Source organism: Nonomuraea sp. NPDC048882, assembly GCF_040649755.1.
Classification (GTDB): Bacteria; Actinomycetota; Actinomycetes; order Streptosporangiales; family Streptosporangiaceae; genus Nonomuraea; species Nonomuraea maheshkhaliensis.
On record NZ_JBEZGB010000001.1, the window covers coordinates 758,444 to 782,349 of the forward strand.

23 protein-coding genes and 1 pseudogene are annotated in these 23,906 nt (G+C 70.9%); 13 read left to right on the plus strand and 11 right to left on the minus strand.

Annotation, left to right across the window (positions count from 1 at the left end):
• Positions 1-14 precede the first annotated feature (14 nt).
• Together ddaH (AB0C27_RS03230) and rocD are read left to right on the plus strand one after the other, a co-directional pair.
• Entirely contained in the window at positions 15-812 is a 798-nt protein-coding gene (gene ddaH / locus AB0C27_RS03230) for a dimethylargininase (protein WP_357837027.1), read from the plus strand.
• A gap of 2 nt (positions 813-814) precedes the next feature.
• Positions 815-2,041: an ornithine--oxo-acid transaminase gene (gene rocD, locus AB0C27_RS03235; protein WP_357837030.1), complete on the plus strand. Its 1,227-nt coding sequence runs from the start codon at positions 815-817 to the stop codon at positions 2,039-2,041.
• 61 nt (positions 2,042-2,102) lie between these two features.
• Here the strand turns inward: rocD and AB0C27_RS03240 are convergent, their stop codons facing one another.
• Positions 2,103-2,813, minus strand: coding sequence for a class I SAM-dependent methyltransferase (locus AB0C27_RS03240; protein ID WP_357837033.1), 711 nt, complete (start codon positions 2,811-2,813; stop codon positions 2,103-2,105).
• A gap of 5 nt (positions 2,814-2,818) precedes the next feature.
• Positions 2,819-4,366: an alkaline phosphatase D family protein gene (locus tag AB0C27_RS03245; RefSeq protein WP_357837036.1), complete on the minus strand. Its 1,548-nt coding sequence runs from the start codon at positions 4,364-4,366 to the stop codon at positions 2,819-2,821.
• A gap of 219 nt (positions 4,367-4,585) precedes the next feature.
• On the opposite strand from AB0C27_RS03245, the gene AB0C27_RS03250 reads away from it, so the two are divergent.
• Both AB0C27_RS03250 and AB0C27_RS03255 read left to right on the plus strand, forming a co-directional pair.
• On the plus strand, positions 4,586-5,863 hold the full coding sequence (locus AB0C27_RS03250) for a Glu/Leu/Phe/Val dehydrogenase (RefSeq protein ID WP_346106343.1): 1,278 nt from the start codon (positions 4,586-4,588) through the stop codon (positions 5,861-5,863).
• Positions 5,864-5,963: 100 nt separating this feature from the next.
• Positions 5,964-6,167: a hypothetical protein gene (locus AB0C27_RS03255; RefSeq protein WP_357837039.1), complete on the plus strand. Its 204-nt coding sequence runs from the start codon at positions 5,964-5,966 to the stop codon at positions 6,165-6,167.
• Here the strand turns inward: AB0C27_RS03255 and AB0C27_RS03260 are convergent, their stop codons facing one another.
• Entirely contained in the window at positions 6,168-6,614 is a 447-nt protein-coding gene (locus AB0C27_RS03260) for a MarR family transcriptional regulator (protein ID WP_357837042.1), read from the minus strand.
• Positions 6,615-6,670: 56 nt separating this feature from the next.
• Here AB0C27_RS03260 and AB0C27_RS03265 point away from each other — a divergent pair, with 56 nt between their 5' ends.
• From AB0C27_RS03265 to AB0C27_RS03275, 3 genes are all read left to right on the plus strand, one after another.
• Complete coding sequence (locus tag AB0C27_RS03265) at positions 6,671-7,741, plus strand: substrate-binding domain-containing protein (protein WP_357837998.1); 1,071 nt, start codon at positions 6,671-6,673, stop codon at positions 7,739-7,741.
• 110 nt (positions 7,742-7,851) lie between these two features.
• On the plus strand, positions 7,852-9,219 hold the full coding sequence (locus AB0C27_RS03270; RefSeq protein WP_357837045.1) for an APC family permease: 1,368 nt from the start codon (positions 7,852-7,854) through the stop codon (positions 9,217-9,219).
• Positions 9,216-10,220: an acetamidase/formamidase family protein gene (locus tag AB0C27_RS03275; RefSeq protein WP_357837049.1), complete on the plus strand. Its 1,005-nt coding sequence runs from the start codon at positions 9,216-9,218 to the stop codon at positions 10,218-10,220. Before AB0C27_RS03270 ends, AB0C27_RS03275 begins: the two co-directional genes overlap by 4 nt.
• A 44-nt stretch (positions 10,221-10,264) precedes the next feature.
• Here the strand turns inward: AB0C27_RS03275 and AB0C27_RS03280 are convergent, their stop codons facing one another.
• Entirely contained in the window at positions 10,265-11,479 is a 1,215-nt protein-coding gene (locus AB0C27_RS03280) for a transposase (RefSeq protein WP_357837052.1), read from the minus strand.
• A gap of 10 nt (positions 11,480-11,489) precedes the next feature.
• Here AB0C27_RS03280 and tnpA point away from each other — a divergent pair.
• Both tnpA and AB0C27_RS03290 read left to right on the plus strand, forming a co-directional pair.
• Positions 11,490-11,765 (plus strand): annotated as a pseudogene (gene tnpA, locus AB0C27_RS03285) (IS200/IS605 family transposase); the annotation flags it as partial.
• 168 nt (positions 11,766-11,933) lie between these two features.
• Positions 11,934-12,758, plus strand: a complete 825-nt coding sequence (locus AB0C27_RS03290) for a hypothetical protein (protein WP_357837055.1) — start codon at positions 11,934-11,936, stop codon at positions 12,756-12,758.
• A 73-nt stretch (positions 12,759-12,831) separates the two neighbouring features.
• Here the strand turns inward: AB0C27_RS03290 and AB0C27_RS03295 are convergent, their stop codons facing one another.
• Together AB0C27_RS03295 and AB0C27_RS03300 are read right to left on the minus strand one after the other, a co-directional pair.
• Entirely contained in the window at positions 12,832-13,719 is an 888-nt protein-coding gene (locus AB0C27_RS03295) for a Gfo/Idh/MocA family oxidoreductase (RefSeq protein WP_357837057.1), read from the minus strand.
• 26 nt (positions 13,720-13,745) lie between these two features.
• Positions 13,746-14,099: a YrdB family protein gene (locus tag AB0C27_RS03300; RefSeq protein WP_346106355.1), complete on the minus strand. Its 354-nt coding sequence runs from the start codon at positions 14,097-14,099 to the stop codon at positions 13,746-13,748.
• A 122-nt stretch (positions 14,100-14,221) separates the two neighbouring features.
• Between AB0C27_RS03300 and AB0C27_RS03305 the strand changes: the two genes are divergently transcribed.
• Together AB0C27_RS03305 and AB0C27_RS03310 are read left to right on the plus strand one after the other, a co-directional pair.
• On the plus strand, positions 14,222-14,914 hold the full coding sequence (locus AB0C27_RS03305; protein ID WP_357837061.1) for a TetR/AcrR family transcriptional regulator: 693 nt from the start codon (positions 14,222-14,224) through the stop codon (positions 14,912-14,914).
• A gap of 24 nt (positions 14,915-14,938) precedes the next feature.
• Entirely contained in the window at positions 14,939-15,250 is a 312-nt protein-coding gene (locus AB0C27_RS03310) for a PadR family transcriptional regulator (protein ID WP_357837064.1), read from the plus strand.
• On the opposite strand, the gene AB0C27_RS03315 is transcribed toward AB0C27_RS03310, so the two are convergent.
• The 5 genes from AB0C27_RS03315 to ddaH (AB0C27_RS03335) all read right to left on the minus strand — a co-directional run bounded on the left by AB0C27_RS03315 (position 15,234) and on the right by ddaH (AB0C27_RS03335) (position 22,449).
• A complete protein-coding gene (locus tag AB0C27_RS03315; protein ID WP_357837067.1) occupies positions 15,234-15,827 on the minus strand; it encodes a TetR/AcrR family transcriptional regulator in 594 nt (197 codons plus the stop codon). The genes AB0C27_RS03310 and AB0C27_RS03315 overlap by 17 nt on opposite strands.
• Positions 15,828-15,837: 10 nt before the next feature.
• Positions 15,838-18,198: a PEP/pyruvate-binding domain-containing protein gene (locus AB0C27_RS03320; protein WP_357837070.1), complete on the minus strand. Its 2,361-nt coding sequence runs from the start codon at positions 18,196-18,198 to the stop codon at positions 15,838-15,840.
• A complete protein-coding gene (locus tag AB0C27_RS03325; protein ID WP_357837073.1) occupies positions 18,195-19,577 on the minus strand; it encodes an MFS transporter in 1,383 nt (460 codons plus the stop codon). The genes AB0C27_RS03320 and AB0C27_RS03325 overlap by 4 nt, the downstream gene beginning before the upstream one ends.
• A 174-nt stretch (positions 19,578-19,751) precedes the next feature.
• Complete coding sequence (gene leuA, locus AB0C27_RS03330) at positions 19,752-21,458, minus strand: 2-isopropylmalate synthase (protein ID WP_357837076.1); 1,707 nt, start codon at positions 21,456-21,458, stop codon at positions 19,752-19,754.
• A gap of 244 nt (positions 21,459-21,702) precedes the next feature.
• On the minus strand, positions 21,703-22,449 hold the full coding sequence (gene ddaH / locus AB0C27_RS03335; RefSeq protein ID WP_357837079.1) for a dimethylargininase: 747 nt from the start codon (positions 22,447-22,449) through the stop codon (positions 21,703-21,705).
• 38 nt (positions 22,450-22,487) lie between these two features.
• Here ddaH (AB0C27_RS03335) and AB0C27_RS03340 point away from each other — a divergent pair, with 38 nt between their 5' ends.
• The gene (locus tag AB0C27_RS03340) at positions 22,488-22,733 is read left to right on the plus strand and encodes a DUF2630 family protein (protein ID WP_357837082.1); all 246 of its coding nucleotides are present in this window, start codon (positions 22,488-22,490) and stop codon (positions 22,731-22,733) included.
• Between the two features lie 149 nt (positions 22,734-22,882).
• The gene (locus AB0C27_RS03345; RefSeq protein ID WP_357837085.1) at positions 22,883-23,902 is read left to right on the plus strand and encodes a GNAT family N-acetyltransferase; all 1,020 of its coding nucleotides are present in this window, start codon (positions 22,883-22,885) and stop codon (positions 23,900-23,902) included.
• The last annotated feature ends 4 nt before the right edge of the window (positions 23,903-23,906 follow it).

A 23,906-nucleotide genomic window follows, 5' to 3' on the forward strand; every position in this document is an offset into this window, starting at 1 on the left:
CGTTGGAGCGTTGCATGCCCAAACACTTCCTCATGTGCCGCCCGGACTTCTTCACGGTCGAGTACGCGATCAACCCGTGGATGCGTCCCGAGGCCGGAGCGGACCGCGACGTTGCGGTCCGGCAGTGGGAGGGCCTCAAGACGGCGTACGAGGAGCTCGGACACCAGGTCAGCCTGATCGACCCGATCGAGGGCCTGCCCGACATGGTGTTCGCCGCGAACGGCGCCCTGGTGGTGGACGGCCGCGTCTACGGCGCGCGCTTCGCCTACCCGCAGCGCGCCGCCGAGGGCCCGGCCTACCTGCGCTGGTTCACCGACCGCGGCTACGAGGCGCTCGAACCCTCCCAGGTCAACGAGGGCGAGGGTGACTTCCTCACCCTCGACGACGTCATCCTGGCCGGTACGGGCTTCCGCACGGACGTGGTCGCCCACCAGGAGGCGCAGGAGTACCTGGGCCGGCCCGTCGTCTCGCTGACGCTGGTGGACCCGCGTTTCTACCACCTCGACACGGCGCTGTTCCCGATCGACGGGCGCAACGTCGGCTACTACCCCGCCGCCTTCTCGCCCGGGAGCCTCGCGGTGCTGCGCCGCATGTTCCCCGACGCGGTGATCGCGACGGACCGCGACGCCGAGGTGCTCGGGCTGAACGCGGTCAGCGACGGCACGAACGTGGTCATCAACGCCGAGGCCTCCGATCTCCACCTGGAGCTCAAGCGGCGCGGCTACGAGGTGATCCCGGTCGATCTGTCGGAGCTGCGTAAGGCGGGCGGCGGCCCCAAGTGCTGCACACTGGAGATCAGGGGGGAGATCTGATCATGACCACCAGCGCAGAACTGATCGAAGTGAGCGAGCGCCGCAGCGCGCACAACTACCATCCACTGCCCGTGGTGATCCACGAGGCGCACGGCGCCTGGGTCACCGACGTCGACGGCAAGCGGTATCTGGACTGCCTGTCCGGCTACTCCTCGCTCAACTTCGGCCACGGCCATCCGAAGATCATCGAGGCCGCGAAGGAGCAGCTCGAACGGCTGACGCTGACCAGCCGCGCCTTCTACCACGACCAGTTCGCGCAGTTCTGCGCCGGGCTCGGCGACCTCACGGGCAAGGACCTGGTCCTGCCCATGAACACCGGCGCCGAGGCCGTGGAGACCGCCATCAAGGTGGCGCGCAAGTGGGGCTACGAGGTCAAGGGCGTCGAGCCGGACCAGGCCAACATCATCGTGATGGAGGGCAACTTCCACGGCCGTACGACCACGATCGTCAGCTTCTCCACCGACCCCGAGGCGCACGACAACTTCGGCCCGTACACGCCGGGCTTCCGCGTCGTCCGCTACGGCGACGTCGAGGCGATCAGGCAGGCCCTCGACGCCAACACGGTCGGGGTGCTGGTCGAGCCGATCCAGGGCGAGGCCGGGGTGCTGGTGCCGCCGGACGGCTACCTTGGCGAGGTGCGGGAGCTGTGCACGGCCGAGGGCATCCTGATGATCGCCGACGAGGTCCAGTCGGGGCTGGGGCGCACGGGCCAGACGTTCGCGTGCGACTTCGAGGGCGTCGTGCCCGACATCTACGTGCTGGGCAAGGCGCTGGGCGGCGGCGTCGTACCGGTCTCGGCCATCGCCGCGAACCGGGACGTGCTAGGGGTCATCCACCCCGGCCAGCACGGTTCCACGTTCGGCGGCAACCCGCTGGCGTGCGCGGTGGCCAACGCGGTGATCGAGATCCTCGGCACCGGCGAGATCCAGGCCAGGGCCGCCAAGCTGGGCGAGGTGCTGCACACGCGGCTGCGCGACATGGTCGGCAAGGGCGGCGTGGTCGCGGTGCGCGGGCGCGGGCTGTGGGCGGGCGTGGACATCCACCCCGACCTGGGCACCGGCCGTGAGGTGTCGAAGGCGCTGCTGAAGCGGGGCGTGCTGGCCAAGGACACGCACGGGTCCACGATCCGGCTGGCGCCGCCGATCGTCATCTCGGAAGAGGACCTGCTCTGGGCGATCGACCAGTTCACCGACGCCATCTACGACCTGCAGCACCCGCAGAACTCGTAGAACCCGCAGGACCCGCAGGTCGAGCCAGGCCCGGCCACCCGTGGTGGCCGGGCCCTGGGCGTCAGCCGGGCAGCGACCACACCTGTATGCCGTCGGGCGCGTCCTCAGCGACGAACCCGTGCTCCTTCAGCTCAGCCACCAGCACCTCCCCTGCCGGCCAATGGCTGGTGGAGACCACCTCGTCCTCGGTCACCACCACCCCGCGCTGCCTGGTCCGGTAGACGAAGCGCGAGGTGACGCTCTCCCCTTCGGCGGCGAGCACCTGCCCGGCCACCTCGTACGTGTGCCGCCCCACCGGATAGGAGCCCATGGACACGAGCTCCCCCGGCACGGCCGCGGCCCGCTGCCGCCAGTTGAACAGCAGCCGCCCGCCCGGCTCAAGCTGCCTGGCCAGCACCCGCCACAGCTCGTCCCGCTCGGCGGCGGAGAAGCTCTGCAGCACCGAGATCATCACGACGGCCTCGACCGGCTCGTCCACGTCCACGTCGAGGGCCCCGCACGGCAGCACGGTCACCCGCCGCAGCGCCGGCGGGTCCTGGGCCAGCCGGGAGATCAGCACGGAACGCATGCCGAGCGACGGCTCCACGGCGTAGATCTCGGCCGGGGTGACGCGGGCGATCAGCTCGGTGATCAGGCCCGTGCCCGCGCCGATCTCGATCAGACTGCGCCGCACCCCGGCCAGCAGCGGCGGCAGCAGCTCGCGGATCAGGGGCACGTGCCCGTCCTCGTGCCAGAGGTCGTAGAAGGGTACGGCGACGGCGTTGGCATCCATGGGGATCAGCGTAGGCGGGCGGAGTCGATCGGCTTGACCACCTCGCCGGTGGAGCCGTACCAGGTGACCTCGTCGGGCAGGGTCAGCACGGCGAGCGCGTTCTGGAACAGCGGGCCCTTGGTGACCCGCCAGCGAAACGGCGGGCGCGGGATGCCCGCCGACCGCGCCAGCAGGCCGCCCACCAGGGTGGCGATCGAGAACTGGGTGAAGACGTTGGCCCAGCGCAGCATGCGGCTGAGCGGGTTGCGGATCGGCGAGCAGACGATCTGGAAGACCGGCCCCCGGTCGGCCTGGGCCAGGTAGGAGTAGTGCACGTCGCCCGACAGGATCAGCACCGGCTTGCCCAGCCCGATGAGCAGCCGGGCCAGGTCCTCGAACGAGCGCCGGAACGCCGCCCAGTGCTCCAGGTCGATGGCCTGCCGGAACTTCTCCGACCACCGCCGCACCACGGGCCCCCACTTGCCGTCGCTCAGGGCCTCGTTCCAGTTCTGCACGCCGTGGACGCCCTCGGGCAGCAGGAACGGGATCGACGAGCCGATGATCAGCTGCTCGGTCGGGCGGCTGACCTGCTCCTCCAGCCAGGCCCACTCGTCCGCGTCGAGCATGCGGCGGTCGCCGGGCGTGAGCTGCCTGGCGCACCGGGTGTCGACCATGATGAGGCGGGCCGGGCCGAGGTCGCGGGCGTAGCTCCAGCGGTTGCTGGTGGGCTCGGCGTCGGCCTTGTCGGCGAAGGCGTCGAGCGCCTGGCCGCCGTCGCCCTCCATCAGCTTGCGCAGCAGCGGGTCCTCCGCCCGCTCGGCGGGTGAGAGGTTGCCGAGGTGCTGGTAGATCCAGTACGCCCCCAGCCCGGCCACCACCCGGCGGCGCCACCACGACGTCCTGGCCATCTGCTCGCGCCAGGGCTGGGAGGTGTTCCAGTCGTCGCGCAGGTCGTGGTCGTCGAAGATCATCGCGGTCGGCACGGTGGACAGCAGCCAGCGGATCTCGGTCTCGGTCCACGCCTGGCGGTAGAGCTCGGCGTACTCCTCGAAGTCGGCGATCTCGCCCTGCGGCTCGGTGTCCCTGCGGGAGCGGATGTAGGCCAGCATGTCGGGCGAGGGGTTGTCGGCGTAGACCTGGTCGCCGAGGAGCAGCAGCAGGTCGGGCCACTCCTCCTCGGCCGCCTCGGGGAGGTGCTCGCCGAAGGCCCGCAGCACGTCGTCACCGTGGGAACGCACGTGCGCCGCGTCGTGGGGCACGCTGGTGCGGCACGATCCGAACGCCAGCTTGCGCACCCCTTCCCTGGGCAGCAGCCTGATCCGGGACGGCGGGCGACCCGCCATCGGCCAAACCTGCTCCCCGTCGAGCTCCACCGTGTACGACGCGATATCCTGGGACAACTCGACGAGATCGACGATCGCGTAGTGGTGACCGTGCACAGTGAAGGTAGGCGACCGGTAAGTCCTGCCTCCCGCCTCGACGGCGACTGTGCAGGGCTCGGCGGTCTCCACCCAGATCGACGCGCTGTCGAAGGCGACGTACCGCAGCATCGGCCCCACCACCAGTGCGGGCAATGGAAAAACCTCCTGGTTCGACGTTCCTTCACACTCTCGTGCGCAAGCCTGCCAGAGTGGCGCTGTCCGCCACATCCGATCAACGGCTTGGATTTCTACCAAAACTCGGCAAGGTCAAACGCCCCGCTCTAGGATGATCGTGACATCAACGCCCAAAAGGGAGAGGCAACGGCGCCTGTTCCCGTAAAAGGGCGTTACATATCGGGAGGAAGTTCTTCCATGAGCATCATGGTGCCGTCAACGACGCCGGCCCTGATCACCCCGGGCCGTCAGGCCCTCGACTCCGCGTTGCACCAGCTCGACCGGGCCGCCGAACATCTCGGCCTCGACGACGGGCTCCGCACGATGCTGGCCACGCCCCGCCGCTCCCTGACCGTCTCGGTCCCGGTGCGCCGCGAGGACGGTCGCCTGGACGTCGTCCAGGGCTACCGGGTCCAGCACAACGTCTCACGCGGCCCCGCCAAGGGCGGGCTGCGGTTTCATCCCGCCGTCGACATCCACGAGGTCACCGCGCTCGCGATGTGGATGACGTGGAAGTGCGCACTGGTCGGCATCCCGTACGGCGGCGCCAAGGGCGGCGTGGCCGTGGACCCGGCCCAGCTCACCACTCGCGAGCTGGAACGGCTGACCCGCCGCTACGTCAACGAGATCCTGCCGCTGATCGGCCCGGAGAAGGACATCCCGGCCCCCGACGTCGGCACCGACGAGCGGACCATGGCCTGGATCATGGACACCTACAGCGTCAACACCGGCTACTCGGTGCCCGGCGTGGTCACCGGCAAGCCGACGACGCTGGGCGGCTCGCTGGGACGCGCGGGCGCGACCTCCAGGGGCGTGCAGATCGCGGCGCTGGCCGCGCTCGGCCGCTCGCCCGAGGGCGTGACCGTGGCCGTGCAGGGCTTCGGCAAGGTGGGTGCGCCGGCCGCGCGATACCTGGCCGACGCGGGCTGCAAGGTGGTGGCGGTCTCCGACGTCAGCGGGGCCGTCTACAACGCGGCCGGCCTCGACATCGCCCGCCTGCGCGCGTGGGTGGCCGAGTCGGGCGGCGTGCGCGGGTTCCACCAGGCCGACGACCTGCCTCGCGAGGACCTCTTCGAGCTCGACGTGGACGTCCTGGTCCCGGCCGCGCTCGAAGGCGCGATCACCGAGGCCAACGCGCCCAGGGTGCGCGCCCGGCTGATCGTCGAGGGCGCCAACGGGCCCGTCACACCCGAGGCGGACGAGATCCTCGCCGCCGGCGGCACCACGGTCGTGCCCGACATCCTGGCCAACGCCGGCGGGGTGATCGTGTCGTACCTGGAGTGGGTGCAGAACATGCAGGCCTACTCGTGGAGCTCCGGCGACGTCGAGCTGAAGCTGCGCGAGCTCATGCTGGCCGCCTACGCCGAGGTCACGGCCACGGCCGCGGACCGCGGGCTGACGCTCAGGCAGGCGGCGCACGTCATCGGCGTGAGCAGGGTGGCCGAGGCGCACCAGATGCGCGGCCTCTACCCGTGACGACCCGCGTGTAGGTCCTGAGCAAGGCACGACTTAAGTAGCACGCGGCCCGCCCAAGGTTCGATGCCCTGGGCGGGCTTCGTGCTGCATCGTGATGGGCATGAGAGGAATCATCAACATCGTCGGCGTGATCGCCATCATCCAGGGCGTCGTCGGATTCGTGGGCCAGATGTGGTTCGACAGCAACTGGGGGTTCCTGCACCGGCTCGTGGACCTGCCGCTGTGGGCCTACCTGGGCGTGGCCGCCGCCGGGCTGGTGGCGCTGCTCGCGGCCGACTCCACCAAGAAGCGCGAGGACCGGTGATCAGAGCTTCAGTGCAGTGCTGTCGAGCGCCTCGACCAGGTCCTCCAGGTCGCGCATGAGCTGCTCGGTGCGCTCCTGCCCGAACGCCCGCGCGATCTCCCCCTGCTGTTCGGCCACCGCGCCGTCCACCCGCGCCAGCAGCTCGGCGCCGCGTTCCGAGACGAACACCGCCACCCGCCGCCGGTCGCCCTTTGCCGGCCCCCGGTAGACCAGCGCCCGGTCGATGAGCCGGTCGACGGCCTTGGTCAGCGTGGGGTGCGGCATGAGCACGGCCGCGGCCAGCTCGCCCATCGACTCGCCGCGGCCGTCGGCCAGGGCCCGCATGATGCGCCACTGCTCGACCGTGACGTCCTCGCCGGCGAGCACCGCGGCCAGCCCGCGGTTGACGCCCCGCTCCGCACGGCTGAGCAGGTAGGCGAGTGAGGACCCCAGCCCGGAGGTGGTCATCGCAAGGTCCTTTCGTCGGGGAGCTTGAAGGGAGGATACTCGTCGGCGTGGCGCCGATGGTCGATCCCTTCGAAGCACGACTCCTCCCGTCGGGCTCGGTCAGGGTCGCGCTGATCGTGCCCGTCTCCGGCGTGCTGGGGCTCATGGGGCCGTGCGCGATCAACTGCGCCGTGCTGGCCGCCGAGGAGGTCAACGACCGGGGCGGCGTGCTGGGCCGGCCGGTGGAGCTGGTCCTCGTGGACGGCGGGCGTCCCGCCCGGGTGGTGGCGGCCGAGGTGGCGGGGCTGGTCCGGACGGGCACGGTGCAGGCGGCGGTCGGGGCGCACGCGAGCGACGTGCGGGTGGAGGTGGTGGCCGCCATCGCGGGGCGGGTGCCGTTCGTGTACGCGCCGCCGTACGAGGGCGGCGGCCGCGCGCCCGGCGTCTACTTCCTGGGCGAGACCCCCGACCGGCAGCTCGCCCCCGGCATCGAGTGGCTGGCCGGCACCCGGCGGGCGCGCAGATGGTACCTGCTGGGCAACGACTACATCTGGCCGCGCCTGGTGCACGCCAGCGCCCGCAGGAGGCTGTGGGAGGCGGGGGCGAGCGTGGTCGGCGAGAGCCTCGTCGCGAACGGCCAGGCGGTGCGCCGGCTGGAGCGGGTGGCCGAGGCCAGGCCGGACGCCATCCTGCTGACGCTGATCGGCAGCGACCTGATCGACTTCAACCGCGCGTACGCGGACTCCGGCCTGACCGCGGCCCGGCTGTGCGGCGCGCTGGAGGAGCACGGCCTGCTCGGCATCGGCGGCGACGCGACCGGCGGCCTGTACGCCTCCATGGGCTACTTCCGCGGCCTGCCGACCACGGCCAGCCTCGACTTCGCGCAGCGGTACGCGGCCAGGTTCGGCCAGGACGCCCCCTCGCTCAACGCCCACGGCCACGGCTGCTACGAGGCGGTGGCCATGCTGGCCGCCCTGAGCGCGCGGGCCGGCTCGCTGGCGGTGCCGGCGCTGGACGCGGCGGCCGACGGGGCCACGATCACGAGCGCGCGCGGCACGGTCACGCTGCTCGACCGGCAGGTCCGCCATCCCGTCCACCTGGGCAGGGCCGACGGCCTGAGTTTCTTTCTAGAGAAACCTTTTCAATAGAAAGCTTTGGCTCTAAGGTGCGAAACGCCCCCCGGGCAGCCCCCAAGCACCCCGTGCATGCCCCAAGCGCATGCCCCCCGCGCAGCCCCCCAGGCAGCAAGGAGCCGTCCATGAGCACCATCGAACAGTTCGGCTACCGGCAGGAGCTGAAGCGTACCCTCGGCTTCGCCGACCTGATGATCTACGGCTTGATCTTCATGGTGCCGATCGCGCCCTTCGGCATCTTCGGCTACGTCTTCTCCACCTCGCACGGGATGGTGGCGCTGGCGTACGTGATCGGGCTGCTGGCGATGGCGTTCACGGCGCTGTCGTACGCGCAGATGGCGCGGGCCTTCCCGATGGCCGGGTCGGTCTACACCTACGCCGGGCGCGGCATCGCGGCCCCGGTCGGGTTCATGGCCGGCTGGGCGATCCTGCTGGACTACGTGCTCGTACCCTCGCTGCTCTACCTGATCGCCAGCGGCGCCATGAACTCCTTCGTGCCCGCAATCCCCGTCTGGGCGTGGCTGGTCATGTTCGTGCTGCTCAACACCGGCATCAACTACCTCGGCATCCAGATGACGGCCAGGATCACCCGGGTCATGCTGGTCGCCGAACTGGCCGTGCTGGCGATCTTCCTGGTCGTCGGCGGCGTCGCGCTGGCCCAGGGCAAGGGCCAGGCGGGCGCGTTCTCCCCGATCTTCGAGTCCTCCTCCTTCACCTGGAGCGTCGTGTTCGCCGCCGCGTCGGTGGCGGTGCTGTCGTTCCTCGGCTTCGACGGCATCTCCACGCTGGCGGAGGAGAACCGCGAGGACGCCAGGCGGCTCGGCCGCTCCATGGTCGCCGCGCTCGGCGTGGCGGCCGTGCTGTTCGTGGTGCAGACGTGGGTGGCGGCGCTGCTCACCCCCGGCAGGGACAAGCTGATCGCCGAGGGCGACCTCACCGGCAACGCCTTCTACGACACCGCCGCGTTCGCCGGCGGGCAGTGGCTGGCGGTGCTCACCGCCGTGGCCACCGCCATCGCCTGGGGCTTCGCCAACTCGCTGGTCGCGCAGGCGGCCACCTCGCGGCTGCTGTTCGCCATGGCCCGCGACCGGCAGCTGCCCGGCTTCCTGGCCAAGGTGGACCCGAAGCGGCAGGTGCCGGTGAACGCCACGTTCGTGGTCGCGGGTATATCGCTGGCCGTGGGCCTGTTCATGAGCACCAGGGAGCAGGGCGCCGGGGAGCTGACCTCGCTGGTCAACTTCGGCGCCATGACCGCCTTCCTGCTCCTGCACGTGGCCGTGGTCGTCCACTACGCGATCAGGCAGGGCAGCCGCAATTACTGGGCGCACCTGGTCGCGCCCGTGATCGGCTTCGGCATCCTGGTGGCCGTGGTGATCAACCAGAACGTCGCGGCCCAGTGGGCCGGCGGCATCTGGCTGGCCGCCGGTCTCGTCGTGCTCGGCCTGTCGTACCTGTCGGGCCGCGGGCCCGTCCTTCCCAAGGAGGTCATGTGAACGTCGTCTCGTACCATCCCTCGCCAGAAGAGCTGAGCTACACCTTCGGTGGGCGCCCGGCCGTCGGCAAGGTGCGGCCGGGCACGATCATGGAGCTGTACACGGAGGACTGCTTCGGCGGCCTGGTCAGGAGCGTGGACGACCTGCCCTCGCGGGTGTGCGAGTTCCCCTACCTCAACCCCGTGACCGGGCCCTTCCACGTCGAGGGCGCCGAGCCTGGCGACACCCTGGCGCTGCACTTCGTCTCCATCACCCCGGCCAGGGACTGGGCGGTGTCCACGACGTTCCCCCACTTCGGCGCGCTGACCGGCACGCACACCACGGCCATGCTGCAGCCGCCGCTGGAGGAGCGCGTCTGGCGCTACGACATCGACCTCGACCGGGGCGTGGCCGTCTACCACGCCCGCAACAGCGACTTCAGCGTGGCGCTGCCGCTCGACCCGATGCACGGCACGGTCGGCGTGGCCCCCGCCGCGAACGAGGCCCGCATGACGATCACCCCCGACGCGCACGGCGGCAACATGGACACCCCGGAGCTGCGCGCGGGCGTCACCGTCTACCTGGGCGTCAACGTCGAGGGCGGCCTGTTCTCGATCGGCGACGGCCACGGGCGGCAGGGGCACGGCGAGGTGTGCGGCACGGCGGTGGAGTCGGCCATGAACACCGTGGTCGCGGTCGAGCTGATCAAGGGCATGGCCACGCCGTGGCCCCGGCTGGAGGACGACCTGCACCTGATGTCCACGGGTTCGGCCAGGCCGCTGGAGGACGCGTACCGGATCAGCCAGCACGACCTCGTCACCTGGACCTCGGAGCTGACCGGGCTGGACACGCTGGACGCCTACCAGCTCGTCAGCCAGGCCGGGCAGGCGCCGGTCGGCAACGTGTGCGACACCAACTACACGATGGTCGCCAAGATCCCCAAGGAGTTCCTCGGCCGGGCGGCGGTCTACGAGTCGGCGCACGAGCGGCTGCGGGCCCTGGGTTCGGCGTACACAAGATAGGTTGACTTGCTCTCCGCCCTGAAGAACGGAGGTTCCCGTGCCGCTCACGCGGCAGTTCGTGCCGCTGGCGCGGCCCGTGCTGTGGAACGGGGTGCTTGGCGCTTCACGGACCCGGATGGGTCTCCACGCCCTGAGACGACCAGCCCGGCCGCCTGATACTTCGCTAGCGTGTTCTTGGCCCCGACGATGTCGGCGTGCTCGGTATGCCCGCAGGCGGTGCAGGAGAAGAGTGCTTGGCTCTTGCGGCTCTTCCCATCCACCACCCCGCAGGCCGGTGCCGGGCAGGTCTGTGAGGTGTACGGGGCCGGAACCTCAGCGATCACCGTCCCGGTGTAGCGAGCCTTGGACCGCAGCGCTATCTCCAACCCGTACCAGCCCTTGTCCAGGATCGCCTTGTTCAGGCCGGACTTCGCGGCCCGCCCGTTGGGCAAGAAAGCGCCAGGGCGGCCGGGGTCGGGTTTCGGCCGCGCGGCGCTGGTCAGGTTCGTCGTCTTCAAGTCTTCGAGGATCACCACGCCGTAGTCGCGGGTAAGTCGGTGCGCGGTCTGGGCGTTGAAGTCGCTGCGCCGCCATCTGACCCGGTGCATGATCTCACCCAGCCGAGCGATGATCGCCTTGCGCCGCTTGGAGCCCTTCGCGCTGCGGGCCAGCCGGCGCTGCAGCCGCAGATACCGTTCTGCTTCACCACGAGTGAGATAGCCCAGATCGGATGTCCGGTCCTGCTTGGCGGCCGGGGGTATCACCCAGCTGGAGACACCATCGGTGGTGGCGTGGCGACGATCGAAGAACTCCCCGTCGAGGGAGACGGTCGCCGATTTCACCACTCCACCCAGCGGACGCGACATCCGGAACTTCACCCACCCGAATTTGGGCAAGAACACCCGCCCCCACGTGCGGTTGATCCGCTCCACGGGGATATGTTTCGCGGTGGGGAACCGAAAGGACGGCTTCCATCTGGTTTTCGACTTCCAGTTGACCTTCCAGGTGCCGTGCCGAGAGCACGCCTGATCCAGGTCTTTGAGGATCTGCTGGATGACCTGGGCGGGAGCGTCGGCCAGCCAGGCGCAGTACGGGTCCTTTTTCGCGTCGGCGAGTTGCGCGCACTGCTCGGCGTAGCCGAGGCGCCCGCCCCGCTTGCGGTACTCGCGGCGCTGCTGGAGACCGGTGTTCCACACGCTGCGGCAGATCCCGCCCAACCGCTCCGCGAAGATCCGCTGCCCGGGGTCGAACTCCACGCGATACTTCCGCCCCGCCAGCACAGCCAGACCATGCGACAACTTTGAAGCCGAACTACGCGAGTTCAACGGCGCAGACGACCACGTCCACCTGCTCGTCCACTACCCACCCAAGATGGCCGTCTCCAACCTCGTCAACTCCCTCAAGGGCGTCTCATCCCACTACCTGCGCAAAGAGTTCACCGGCCGCCTCAGCCACGTCCCCATGAAGGACCCCCTCTGGTCGCCGTCCTACCTCGCCGCATCCTGCGGCGAAGCCCCGCACACCCTCATCAAGGCATACATCGAACAACAGCGCCGCCCCACCTGACCGCTTCAAGCTCCGCGCCACGCGCCCCGCCACGCCACGCCTCCGGCGGGCCACCCCCTTCGAGGACCACATCCATCCCGGTCTGAAGGCCGAGGCTTTCTGCAGACCTTCGGCAAACATTGATGTCGCAGGTCAGAACATTGATCATCTTCCCCTTAGAGTGGAGCGGTGCTCAGGTTGGTGCTCTCTCTGGTCCTGCTCGATCCAGCCGCCCTCACCGAGGTGTCCCAACGCAACGTCCCCGTTCCCCGCGTGCTGACGCCTGACGGCGACCGCCTGGGCTACGCGCCGGTCCCGCGTCCCTACACGGGGGCGCGGCGGCTGACCGGGGTGCTGCTCGGCCACGATCCCGTCGCGAAGACCGACGTGCTGTGCGGGGGCACGGTGATCGGCTCGCGCAGCCGCAGCCTGGTGCTGACGGCGGCCCACTGCCTCTATCACGACGGCCGGCTGCTCGAACGGCTGGCGTTCCTGCCGGGCTACGACAGGGGCCGGCCGCCGCTCGGGGTCTGGCCCGTCGTGCGCACGTGGGTGCCGGCGCGCTGGCGCAGCAGGCCGTTCTCCTCCGAGCTGCTGCCGTACGACGTGGGCCTGGTCGGAGTCGTGCGCCGCAAGCGCCCGCTGGAGGACGTGACCGGGCGGGGGCTGCCGCCCATGCCCACGGCCAGGGGCACCAAGTTGCGCGGGCTTGAGCTGCTCGGCTATCCGGTGGGCCGGGGTTATCCGGGCACCAAGATGTACCGGTGCGTGGGCGACACCGTCGAGGGCGTCTCGGAGGGGCCCGGGCTGATGGTGACCCGCAACTGCCACGCCGCCGCCGGCGGCAGCGGCGGGCCCGCGCTGTACGGGGGCTCGGTGGCGGGCGTCGTGTCGTCCTCCAGCCCGCTGAGCGACGCCAAGGGCTACACCGTGCTGACCCGGCTGGGCGACAGGTTCGGCCGGATGCTGGCCAGGGCCGACCGCGCGATGCGCCTGCTCACCCCGACCGGCTGACCCGCGCTCCCTCTGAGCCGCACGGCCGAGCCGGAGCCGCGCCGCCGAAGCAGAGCCGCGCGGCCGGGGCGGATCAAGTCGCCTGGGCGACGATCTGCTCACAGAGGGCGTGGGTGGCCAGGGCGTCGCCCGGGTCGATCCGGCGGTCCGCGCGCACGGCGGCCAGGAACTCCAGGCAGATCTGCTCGATGCCGCGCTGCCTGGCCACCGGCACCCAGTCAGGCCGCCTGGCCAGCTCCTCGCCGCCCTGGTAGTCGACGACGTCGCCGAGGTTGACCACGCGGCGCTTGCGGCCGTCGCCCATCGCCTCGCAGGTCTCCTCGCTCGCGCCGCTCACCCGGTTCATGACGCCGAGGGCGGTGAAGCCGTCGCCCGACAGCTCCAGGACGATGTGCTCGATGAGCCCGTCACGAACGCGGGTCCTGATCGTGGTGCCGGTGACCTCGCCCGGGGCGAGGAACCTGAGCGTGTCGGCCACGTGGATGAAGTCGTCGAAGACGGCCCGGCGCGGGGTGTCGGGCAGATCGTGCCGGTTCTTCTGCATGACGACGAGGTGCCGGGGGTGGGCGGCCAGCGAGACGTAGCCGGGGGCGTGGCGGCGGTTGAAGCCGACCATCAGCGACCTGCCGGCGGTCCTGGCCAGGCGCACCAGGCGCTCGGACTCGGCCAGGGTGTAGGCGATGGGCTTGTCGACGTAGACGTGGATCCCGGCTTCGAGCAGCGCCTCGACGATCTCGGGATGGGCCTCGGTGGCGGCGTGCACGAACGCCGCCTCGACCCCGGCCTTGATCACCTCGTCGACGCGGGTGAACCGGGCCGCGATGCGGTGGGCGTCGCCGAGCCGGTCGAGCCTGGCCTCGTCGCGGGTGCACAGGTGCAGGTCGAGGGCGGGCTGGGCGGCCAGCACGGGCAGGTACGCCTTCTCCGCGATGTCGCCCAGGCCGATCATGGCTGTCTTCACGGGTCGAGCGTAGCCGTACCGGGAGCTCAGCTCTGATTCCAGACGAGGCGCAGGACGGCGTTGAGGACGAAGAGCGCGGCGAAGACGGCGGCGGAGGTGAGCATCCCGGAGGCGTAGAGCGCCAGAGCGCCGCCGCCGAACCAGAGGATCTCCAGGGCGGCACGGGCCAGGCCGGTCAGCGGGTAGACGGCGTTCTCGCCGCCACCGGCCCCGAACAGCGCCCACGCGGCGATGAACAGGGCCGGGCCACCGATCCCGGCCAGCAGCTTGACGGCCCAGTTCGGGCTGAGCGTGAACCCCCAGTACGCGACGGAGGCCAGCACGCCGAGCTCCAGCAGGAACATCAGCAGGGCGTTGGCGTGCTTGGCGAGGGCGAGCATGGGGGCCTCCGGCGTTCAGGCGTTCAGGCGTTCACTTACGAGAGCAATGCTCTCTCAAGAGAGCGCCAGTCGTCAAGAGCAGTGCTCTCGTTTGCTTGCGCCGCTCTGGTAACCTGCCGAGCATGACAGCCAGCCGTACCGCCAGAGAACGCGTCAGGGCCGAACTCACCAGAGAGATCACCGACATCGCGCGGCGCCGGCTCGCCACGGAAGGGGCGGGCGGCCTGTCACTGCGGGCCGTGGCGCGGGAGATGGGCATGGTCTCCTCGGCCATCTACCGCTATTTCCCGAGCCGCGACGACCTGCTCACCACGCTGATCATCGACTCCTACAACGCGCTCGGCGAGGCCGTCGAGCAGGCCGAGGCGGCGGCCCCGCGCGCCGACCATCTCGGCCGGTGGCTGGCGGCCTGCCACGGCGTGCGCGACTGGGCGGTGGCCCACCCGCACGAATACGCGCTGATCTACGGCTCCCCCGTGCCCGGCTACCAGGCGCCACAAGACACGATCGCGGCCCGCGTACGCGACCTCACCGTGCTGGCCGGCATCGTCCGCGACGCCTGGCAGGCGGGCGCGGTGCGCGCCCCCGAGGCCGGGCCGCCGGACGAGCTGGAGCCGGACACGGCCGGCCTGCGCGCCCTCATGCCGGAAGTCCCCGACGCGGTGATCTGGCGCGCCGTCACCGCGTGGACCGCGACGTACGGCTGGGTCAGCTTCGAGGTGTTCGGCCAGTTCAACAACACGATCGAGCACAGGCGCACGGCCTTCGGCCACTCGATGCTGACCATGGCCGAGACGATGGGTCTTGCCCGGTGACCCTCACTCACTTTTACTGAGGGGATGGCTCGCGGGAACCAAGCGCTCAGCCGCTTCACGGACGTGGCGCTGCTGGTGCTCATCAGCCTCGCGGAGGGGCAGAAGCACGGATATCGCATGATCGGCGACATCGAGGAGTTCTCGGGGACCTCGCTGGAGCCGGGCACCCTGTACGGGGCGCTGATGCGGCTGGAGGAGGACGGCCTGATCGAGGCCGTGCAGTCGGTGGAGCGGCACAGTCCGTACCGGATCACCGAGACCGGGCGTGACGCGCTGCGCGAGCAGCTCGGCATGCTGCGCCGGATCGAGCAGGCGGGGGTCAGCCGCGTGGTCTGAGCAGCGGCATGAGCACCTGGTCCACGATCTCGACCACGAGCCGCTCCGGGATGGGCGGCCCCTCGAAGAGGAAGTGGTGGCGCAGCAGCGCGTGCCCCGAGTCGAGGCGGAGCGGGGTGACGTCGCCGGGATCCACCTCGCCGCGCTCGACCGCGCGCCGCACGACCTCCTCCATCAGCCGCCTGGCCGTTCCCTGGGAGTTGCGCCGCAGCGTGCCCAGCGGCGACTCGCCTCTCAGCGCCTCGCCGAGCAGCCCGCGCATGGCCTCGCCCGCGGGACCCGACAGGGCCTGCGCCGTGAGGCTGAGCATGGCCACCAGGTCGTCACGGAGGTTGCCCAGGTCGGGCGAGCACCCTGGCGTCGGCAGGCTCTGGTAGACCGCCTCCATCACCAGCTCGATCCGGGTGGGCCAGCGCCGGTAGAGCGAGGCCTTGCTGGCCTTGGCCCGCTCGGCCACCCCCTCCATGGTCAGCCCGGCGTAGCCCACCTCGGCCAGCTCGTCGAGCGTGGCCTGGTAGATGGCCGCGTTGAGCGCGTCGCCCCGGCGGCGTGGCAGCTTGCGGTGGTCGGTGACCATGGCATGCATTCTAAGGAGCCGCGGTGACCGCGCCGGTGTCGCCGTTCACGGTCACCACCTGACCGTCCTCCAGCACCGACGTCGCCGTGCCCGTGCCCATCACGGCCGGGATGCCGTACTCCCTGGCCACGATGGCCGCGTGCGAGGCCGCGCCGCCGGTGTCGACGACCACCGCCGCCGCCTGCTGAAAGAGCGGCGTCCACGAGGGGTTCGTGTACGGGCACACGAGCACGTCGCCGGCTGCGAGCCGGCCGAACTCGGCGGGCTCCCTGATCACCTTGACCGGCCCGGTCGCACTGCCGCCCCCGGCCGGCGCGCCCGTGATCAGCGCGTCGCCGGTGTCCCCCGCGCCGAAGACCTCGGCGGGGTCGATGAGCCGCACGCCGGACAGCTGCTCGCGCTTGACCGCGCGCGCCCTGGCCGTCTCGCGCAGCCGCTCGGCGTCCTCGGGGCGCAGGGCGGCGATGTCCTTGATCTCCTCCAGCTCCTCCAGCCGCAGGTGGAAGAGGGCCTCCGGCCGGTCGAGCACGCCCCGCTCGGTCAGCCGGCGGCCCATCTCCAGCAGCGACCTGCGCAGGATCGGATGCGGCAGCATGAAGGCGAGGTGGCTGTCCTCGCGGAAGGCGATGCCCGCGCGGGCCGCCACCACCCGGCGCGTCATCCGGGCGCGCCGGCGCTCCGAGCGCAGCCGGGGGTGGGTGAGCAGGCGTTCCAGCGGGTCCTGCGGCCTGTCCTTGGGCGGCTCGGCGGCCAGCACCTCGACCAGGCTGAGCACGATCTCGGGGGCCTCCGACCAGGTGGGCGGGGTGATGAGGATGGGGCTCGCGCTCTCGCGGTGGCCGTACTCGGTCAGGAACGCGGCGAACTCCCGCTGGAACTCCTCCGGCTGCGGGCCGCCCTTCAGCGCTCCCGTGCGCCTGGCGACCTCCGCCAGCCGTTCCAGTGCCTGGTTGGCGTCGCTCGTCCTGGTACGCGTCCCACCCATCAGCGGGCCGTACCACTCCGCGAGCCCGAGCAGCCGCAGCGCCAGGATCAGCCGCAGCAGCGCGAGCCCGGTGCCGGGCAGGTAGTCGATGCGCAGGTCGGCCACCGGGTCGACCAGGGCGAGCGCCTGCCTGGGCATGCGGACGAGCTCGGGCCACGACATCGCTGTCAGGTCGCGGGCGCGCAGCCGCTCGGTCGCCACCAGGTAGTCGCGGAAGCGCGGGTCCTCGGTCCAGCAGGCGGGGTCGTACTTCCTCGCCTTGCTCATCACCTTGAACGGCGTCGCGAGCATCCGCGGGCTCGGGCTCGGGGACGGCGGCACGATCCGGTAGACGACGCCGTCCTCCTCCACCAGGAACCCCTCGAACGCCTGCCGCAGGCCGAAGTAGCGGGTGACCTTGCCCATCAGCCCCGCCGGCCCGTACGGGAGCCAGGTCGTCATGTCGATCGGGTAGGGCCGCACCGGCAGGTACTCCATCAGCACCGTGGCGAGGCGGCGGCGGATGGGGTTGAGCGGGCCCACCGGAGGCGGCGGCAGCGCGGTCATCGGGCGGGCCTGCAGCAGGTGGACGCGGCCCTTGGCGTAGGCCCACTCGATGTCCTGCGGCCGGCCGAAGTGCCCGGCCACGCGCCGCGCCAGCCCGCCCAGCTCCGTCAGCACCGCGTCCGGCAGCCGCTCCGCGCTCTCCGCGCCCCCGCTCTCGTGCACGACCCCGCCGCCTTCCACGCCGCGGATGACCACCTCGCGCCGTCCGGGGGTGAAGTCGATCTCCCCCGAGCGGCGCAGCACGTAGTGGTCCGGCGTCACCAGGCCGGAGACGACCGCCTCGCCCAGGCCGCTGCTGGCGTCGACGACGATCCTGGTCCGGTCGCCGCTCACCGGATCGGCGGTGAACATCACCCCCGCCGCCTCGGCCTGCACCATGCTCTGCACGACCACCGCGATCCGCACCTCGGCGTCGTCGATGCCCAGCCGGGCCCGGTAGGCGACGGCGCGCTCGGTGAAGAGCGAGCCCCAGCAGCGGCGTACCGCGTCGAGCAGGGCCTGCTCGCCGACGACGTTGAGGTAGGTGTCCTGCTGGCCGGCGAACGCGGCCCCCGGCAGGTCCTCTGCGGTTGCGCTCGACCGCACGGCCACGGCCCCGCCGCCGAGCTCCGCGTAGGCGCCGACGATCGCCTGCCGCAGGTCGTCCGGCAGCTCGGCCTGTTCGAGCTGCTCGCGGCTGTTACGGTCCTGGGCGACCTGTTCGTACGCCTGCGTGGTGACGACGAAGCCGTCAGGCACCGGGAAGGCGTTGTTGACCAGCTCTCCCAGGTTGGCGCCCTTGCCACCGGCCGTGGCGAGGTCGCCCCGGTCGAAGGCGCTCAGGGGTGCGACGAGTTTCACGACTTCTCCTCGGCATAGGCGGTGGTACGAAGGGGACGCGCCGGCAGCGCCAGCGCGAGCAGGAACGCCACGGCGAGCAGCGGCGCCATGGCGGCGAACACCGGCGGCACGGCCTCGGTGAAGGCCACGCGGACGCTCTCCGGCAGGTCGGACGGCACGGAGGCCGGGATCCCCGCCGGAAAGCGCACCGTGATCAACGCGCCCACCAGCGCGACCCCGGCCGAGGCGCCGATCTGGCGCAGGAACGTCACCGACGAGGTGGCGGTGCCCAGGTCGGCGTACTCGACCGCGTTCTGCGCGGCCAGCACCATGACCTGCATGACCAGCCCGACGCCGAGCCCGGTCAGCAGCATGGCCAGGGCCAGCCCGAGCGGCGATTCCGCCGCCAGGCCGAGCGCCCCGAGCCCGGCCGCCGCCAGCGCCGTGCCCGCGACGGGGTAGGGCTTGTAGGTGCCGGTCCTGGTGATGAGCCGCCCGGACGCGATGGTGGTGAACAGGACACCGCCCATGAGCGCGGTGACCAGCAGGCCGGCCTGGGTGGCGCTCGTGTGCAGCGCGATCTGTACGTACGCCGGCATGTACGTGATCGTGCCGAACAGCGCGAACCCGATGAGCAGGCTGATCAGGACCGGCACCGCGAACGCCCGGTCCCTGAACAGCCGCAGCGGCAGGATCGGATCCTTGGCGAAGCGTGCGCTGACCAGCCACCCGGCCACGCCCGCCGCAGCCGGCAGCAGGTAGAGCGGGTTCCTGGTCTGGCCGACCATGACCACGCCGATGACGGCGACGGCCAGCGTGACGGCTCCCGCGACGTCCAGCGGCGCCCGTGACCGGGGGCTGGGCAGCTTGAGCGCGACGCTCAGCACGACCAGCGCCACCAGGCCGAGGGGCGGGTAGAGGGCGAAGATCCACCGCCAGCTCAGCCGGTCGATGAAGAACCCGCCGATCAGCGGCCCGCCCACGGCGGCGACGACGTACGCGGCGCCGATGAACCCGAGGTAGCGGCCCCGCTCACGCGGGCTGACGATCTCGCCCATGATCGCCTGCGCCCCGATCATCAGCCCGCCCCCGCCCAGCCCCTGGACGGCGCGGAAGACGATGAACTGCGGCATCGACGTGGCCAGCGCGCACAGGACCGCCCCGGTGACGAAGACGACGATGGCGACCTGCATGGTGGGCTTGCGCCCGTATCGGTCGCCGAGCTTGCCGTAGACGGGCATGACGACGGTGGCGGCGACGACGTAGGCGGTGACGACGGCTGGCATCTGGTCGATCCCGCCGAGGTCGCCCGCGACTGCGGGCAGGGCGGGCGCCATGATCGTCTGGTCGAGGGCGCCCAGCAGCATGGCCAGGATCAGGCCTGACAGCACTAGGCCCATGCGATCGCTCCTTAGAGAACGAGGCGTTCTCTAAGGAGCATAGGTTTCTTCGCGTAGATACGCAACGTTCACTATGCGGGCAGCCGTCGGCCATCTGAGCGAACGAGCGATGGCCCGCCTCCACCGAGCGCACTCGGCAGGGACGGGCCCGTCAGCGAAAGGGTGGTGAAGGTGTCAGCGGGAGGCGCGGTTGACGGCGGAGATGATGGCCTTGAGCGAGGCCGTCGTGGTGTTGGCGTCGACGCCGACACCCCACAGCACCTGCCCGTCGACCTCGCACTCCAGGTAGGACGCCGCCTTGGCGTCGCTGCCCGCGCTCATCGCGTGCTCCACGTAGTCGAGCACCCGCACCTGGATGCCGATGCCCGCGATCGCGTCGACGAAGGCCGAGATCGGGCCGTTGCCGGTGCCCTCGATCTCGCGGATCTCCCCGTCGAGGCGAACGTCGGCGCCGATGCGGTCCTTGTCGTCCACCGTGGAGGCGTGGCGGTGGGCCATGAGGCTCAGGCGGCCCCAGCGGTTGGCCGGGTTGGGCAGGTATTCGTCGCGGAAGATCTCGAACATGGCGGCGGAGCTGATCTCGCCGCCCTCGCTGTCGGTGCGCGCCTGCACGACCTTGGAGAACTCGATCTGCAGCCGGCGCGGCAGGTCGAGCTGGTGGTCGGCCTTCATGATGTAGGCGACCCCGCCCTTGCCCGACTGGCTGTTGACCCGGATGACCGCCTCGTAGGAGCGGCCGATGTCCTTCGGGTCGATCGGCAGGTAGGGCACCGCCCAGGTGAACTGCTCGACCGGCACGCCGGCCGCCGCGGCGTCGCGTTCGAGGTGCTCGAAGCCCTTCTTGATGGCGTCCTGGTGGGAGCCGGAGAAGGCGGTGTAGACCAGCTCGCCGCCCCACGGGTGGCGCGGGTGCACGGGCAGCTGGTTGCAGTATTCGGTGACGCGGCGGATCTCGTCGATGTCACTGAAGTCGATCTGCGGGTCGACGCCCTGGGAGAACAGGTTCATGCCCAGGGTGACCAGGCAGACGTTGCCGGTGCGCTCGCCGTTGCCGAACAGGCAGCCCTCGATGCGGTCGGCGCCGGCCATGTAGCCCAGCTCGGCGGCGGCCACGGCGGTGCCGCGGTCGTTGTGCGGGTGCAGCGACAGGACGATCGAGTCGCGGTGGGCGAGGTTGCGGTGCATCCACTCGATCTGGTCGGCGTAGACGTTGGGGGTGGCCATCTCGACGGTGGCCGGCAGGTTGATGATGACCTTGCGGTCGGGGGTCGGCTGCCACACCTCGTTGACCGCGTCGCACACCTCGACCGCGTAGTCCAGCTCGGTGCCGGTGAACGACTCGGGCGAGTACTGGAAGCGCACGTCGACGTCGGAGGCGTCGGCGAGCTTCTTGACCAGCTTGGCGCCCTCGACCGCGATGGCGGTGATGCCGTCCTTGTCCTGGCCGAAGACCACGCGGCGCTGGAGGGTTGAGGTCGAGTTGTACAGGTGGACGATGGCCTGCTTCGCGCCCTGGATCGACTCGAAGGTGCGCTCGATGAGCTCGGGCCTGGCCTGCGTCAGCACCTGGATGACCACGTCGCCGGGGATGCGGTCCTCTTCGATGATCTGGCGGACGAAGTCGAAGTCGGTCTGCGAGGCGGCGGGGAAGCCCACCTCGATCTCCTTGTAGCCCATGCGTACCAGCAGCTCGAACATCTGGAGCTTGCGGTGGGAGTCCATCGGGTCGATCAGGGCCTGGTTGCCGTCGCGCAGGTCGACGGCGCACCATCGGGGCGCCTCGGTGATGACCTTGCCGGGCCAGGTGCGATCGGCCAGCCTTACCGGCTCGAACGGCTGGTAGCGGTGGATCGGCATGCGGCTGGGCTGCTGAGCGGTCATGTCTGCTGCTCCTCGTCGGTCTCAGAAAAGAAAGCGGCCGACGCGCACGACTCGCTCCGCGGCGAGGGAGCCGGCCTTAGAGGCCCCCGCCGCGGCAGCTAAGAAGGAGACCGCGCAGCATGCCATGAACGGTATCAGACGTCTCGCCGTGGACCGTCCAGGATCTCAGATCCTGAGAAACGCCTGAGCCAGGCCCTGCGCCCAGGTTCTGAGCCCAGGTTCTGAGCCCACGTTCTGAGCCGGGTCAGTCCGCGACGAGGACGCTGAGGCAGGTCACGCAGCCTTCCAGCTTCTCGTACTCCGAGATATCCACCTTCGTCACGAAAAATCCGCGCTTTTCGAGCATCGCGGCGGTCTGTGGGGCCGACACGGCCAGCAGCACCCGGTCCTCGCCCAGCACCACCACGTGCGCGCCCGCCTCCTCCTCCGGCACGAGCAGGCCGGGCAGGTCCACCTGGTCCGGGTCCCCGATCAGCGTCCCGTCGGGCAACGCGGTCACCGCCGACTTCAGGTGCAGCACGCCGCGCAGCTCGACAGGCACGACGCTGCGCTCGGGCAGGAGGGCGGTGAGCTGCCTGATGCCGTCGTCGTCGGTGCGGGCGGACCTGCCGACGTACACGGTGGGGCCGACCTGGAGCACGTCGCCGCCGTCCAGCGTGCCGGGCGCGGCGATCCGGACCGACGGGACGCCCAGCTCCCGCACGGCCTGAGCCACCGACTCCACCTCGGGCCGCCGCTCCGGCGCCCCTGGCCTGGTCAGCACGGCCAGCCGGCCCGACATCACCAGCGTGTCCTCCACGAACGGCCCGTCGGGCAGGTCGTCGGCGGGCGCGACGTAGGTCGGCCGCCATCCGTTCGCGGCCAGCGCCGCCACGTAGGCATCGTGCTGGACGGCGGCCCGCTCGTGGTCCACGGGCTCTCTCGCCAGATGCGTGACGATGCCCTCGGCGATTCTGGGGCCGGGCCTTCTTACCAGCGCGATACCAGACATAGGGCGCTTTCTATCACGAGGTGACTAGAGTCTTGGGCATGCGGGACGACGAAATTCTCACCACGATCAGCGCACTGGTCTCCGAGGAGCACGACCTGCGCGACAAGCTGCGGGCCGGCGACGTGACCACGGATGAGGAACACACACGCATCAAGGAACTGGAGACGGCCCTCGACCAGTGCTGGGACCTGCTCAGGCAGCGCCGGGCCAGGCGCAGCGCGGGCGAGGACCCCGACGGCGCCGCCGCCCGCCCCGCCGGCGAGGTGGAGAACTACCGCCAGTGAAGCCTCAGCCGGACCAGCCCCCAGGTGAACCGGATGCGGCTCTCCCCAGTAAGACCACAGGTGGGCAGCCACCGCCGGTGAACGGGTGGTGGGGCACCACGCGGTAAAACCATTCGCCCCGGCCGGTGGGCGTGCGTTTGGCTGAGGGCATGCGGATCCAGCCCATCGCCATCGCCGACCGGCCGGGCCCCACCGGCGCCCGCCGCCCGGAGGACGACCTCGTCGCCGGCCTGTACGCGGCGCACACGGCGGCCTCCACCGACGTCCCGGGGCCCGAGCTGTCCCTCGCCCGGTTCCGCCGCGACGTCTGCGCGCACGCCCCCTCCGCCCGGGCCGAGGCCTGGGCTCTAGTCGACGGCGACGGCGACGGCGACGGCAAGGTCGCCGGCGGCTACGCCCTGTCGCTGCCCCAGTCCGACAACCGGCACATGGGCTCGATCTTCCCCCTCGCCGTCCGCCCGGAGCACCGCGGCCGCGGTCTCGGCTCCATGCTCTTCGGGCACGCCCTCGACCGCATGCGCGCGCACGGCAGGAGCCTGCTCCTCACCGTGACCCCCGTCGCCGGCACGGGCACCCGATTCGCCCGCGCGCACGGCATGACCGTGGCGCTCGCGGAGGCGCGCCGCGTCCTCGACCTCCGCGACGCCGACTGGGCGGCCCTGCGGGCCATGTACCCGCCGGTCGAGGGCTACAGTTTGGAGAGCTGGGTCGGCCCGGCGACGCCGGAGTTGCTACCCGATCTCTCGGCGGTCAAGGCCGGCATGAACGACGCCCCGCGCGACAGCGGCGTCGGTGCCATCGACTATGGCATCGACCTCGTGCGCGCTTACGAAGAACGCATCCCGTACGCCGACGAGACCTGCTACACCACGATCGCCCGCCGGGACCGCGACGGGGCTCCCGCCGGATACACCCGCATCTTCGTCCCGACCGACCGCGCCGGCGGCTGGGCCGAGCAGGGGGACACGGCCGTGCTGAGCGAGCACCGAGGCCACCGCCTGGGGTTGGCGCTCAAGCTCGCCAACCTGTTCCTGATGCGGGCGAACGAGCCCGCGATCGACCGCGTCATCACCTGGAACGCCACCTCCAACGCCCACATGGTCGCCATCAACGAGGCCATGGGGTTCGTGCTCTTCGACGAGTGGACCGGATGGCGGCTGTCGCTCTAGCCGG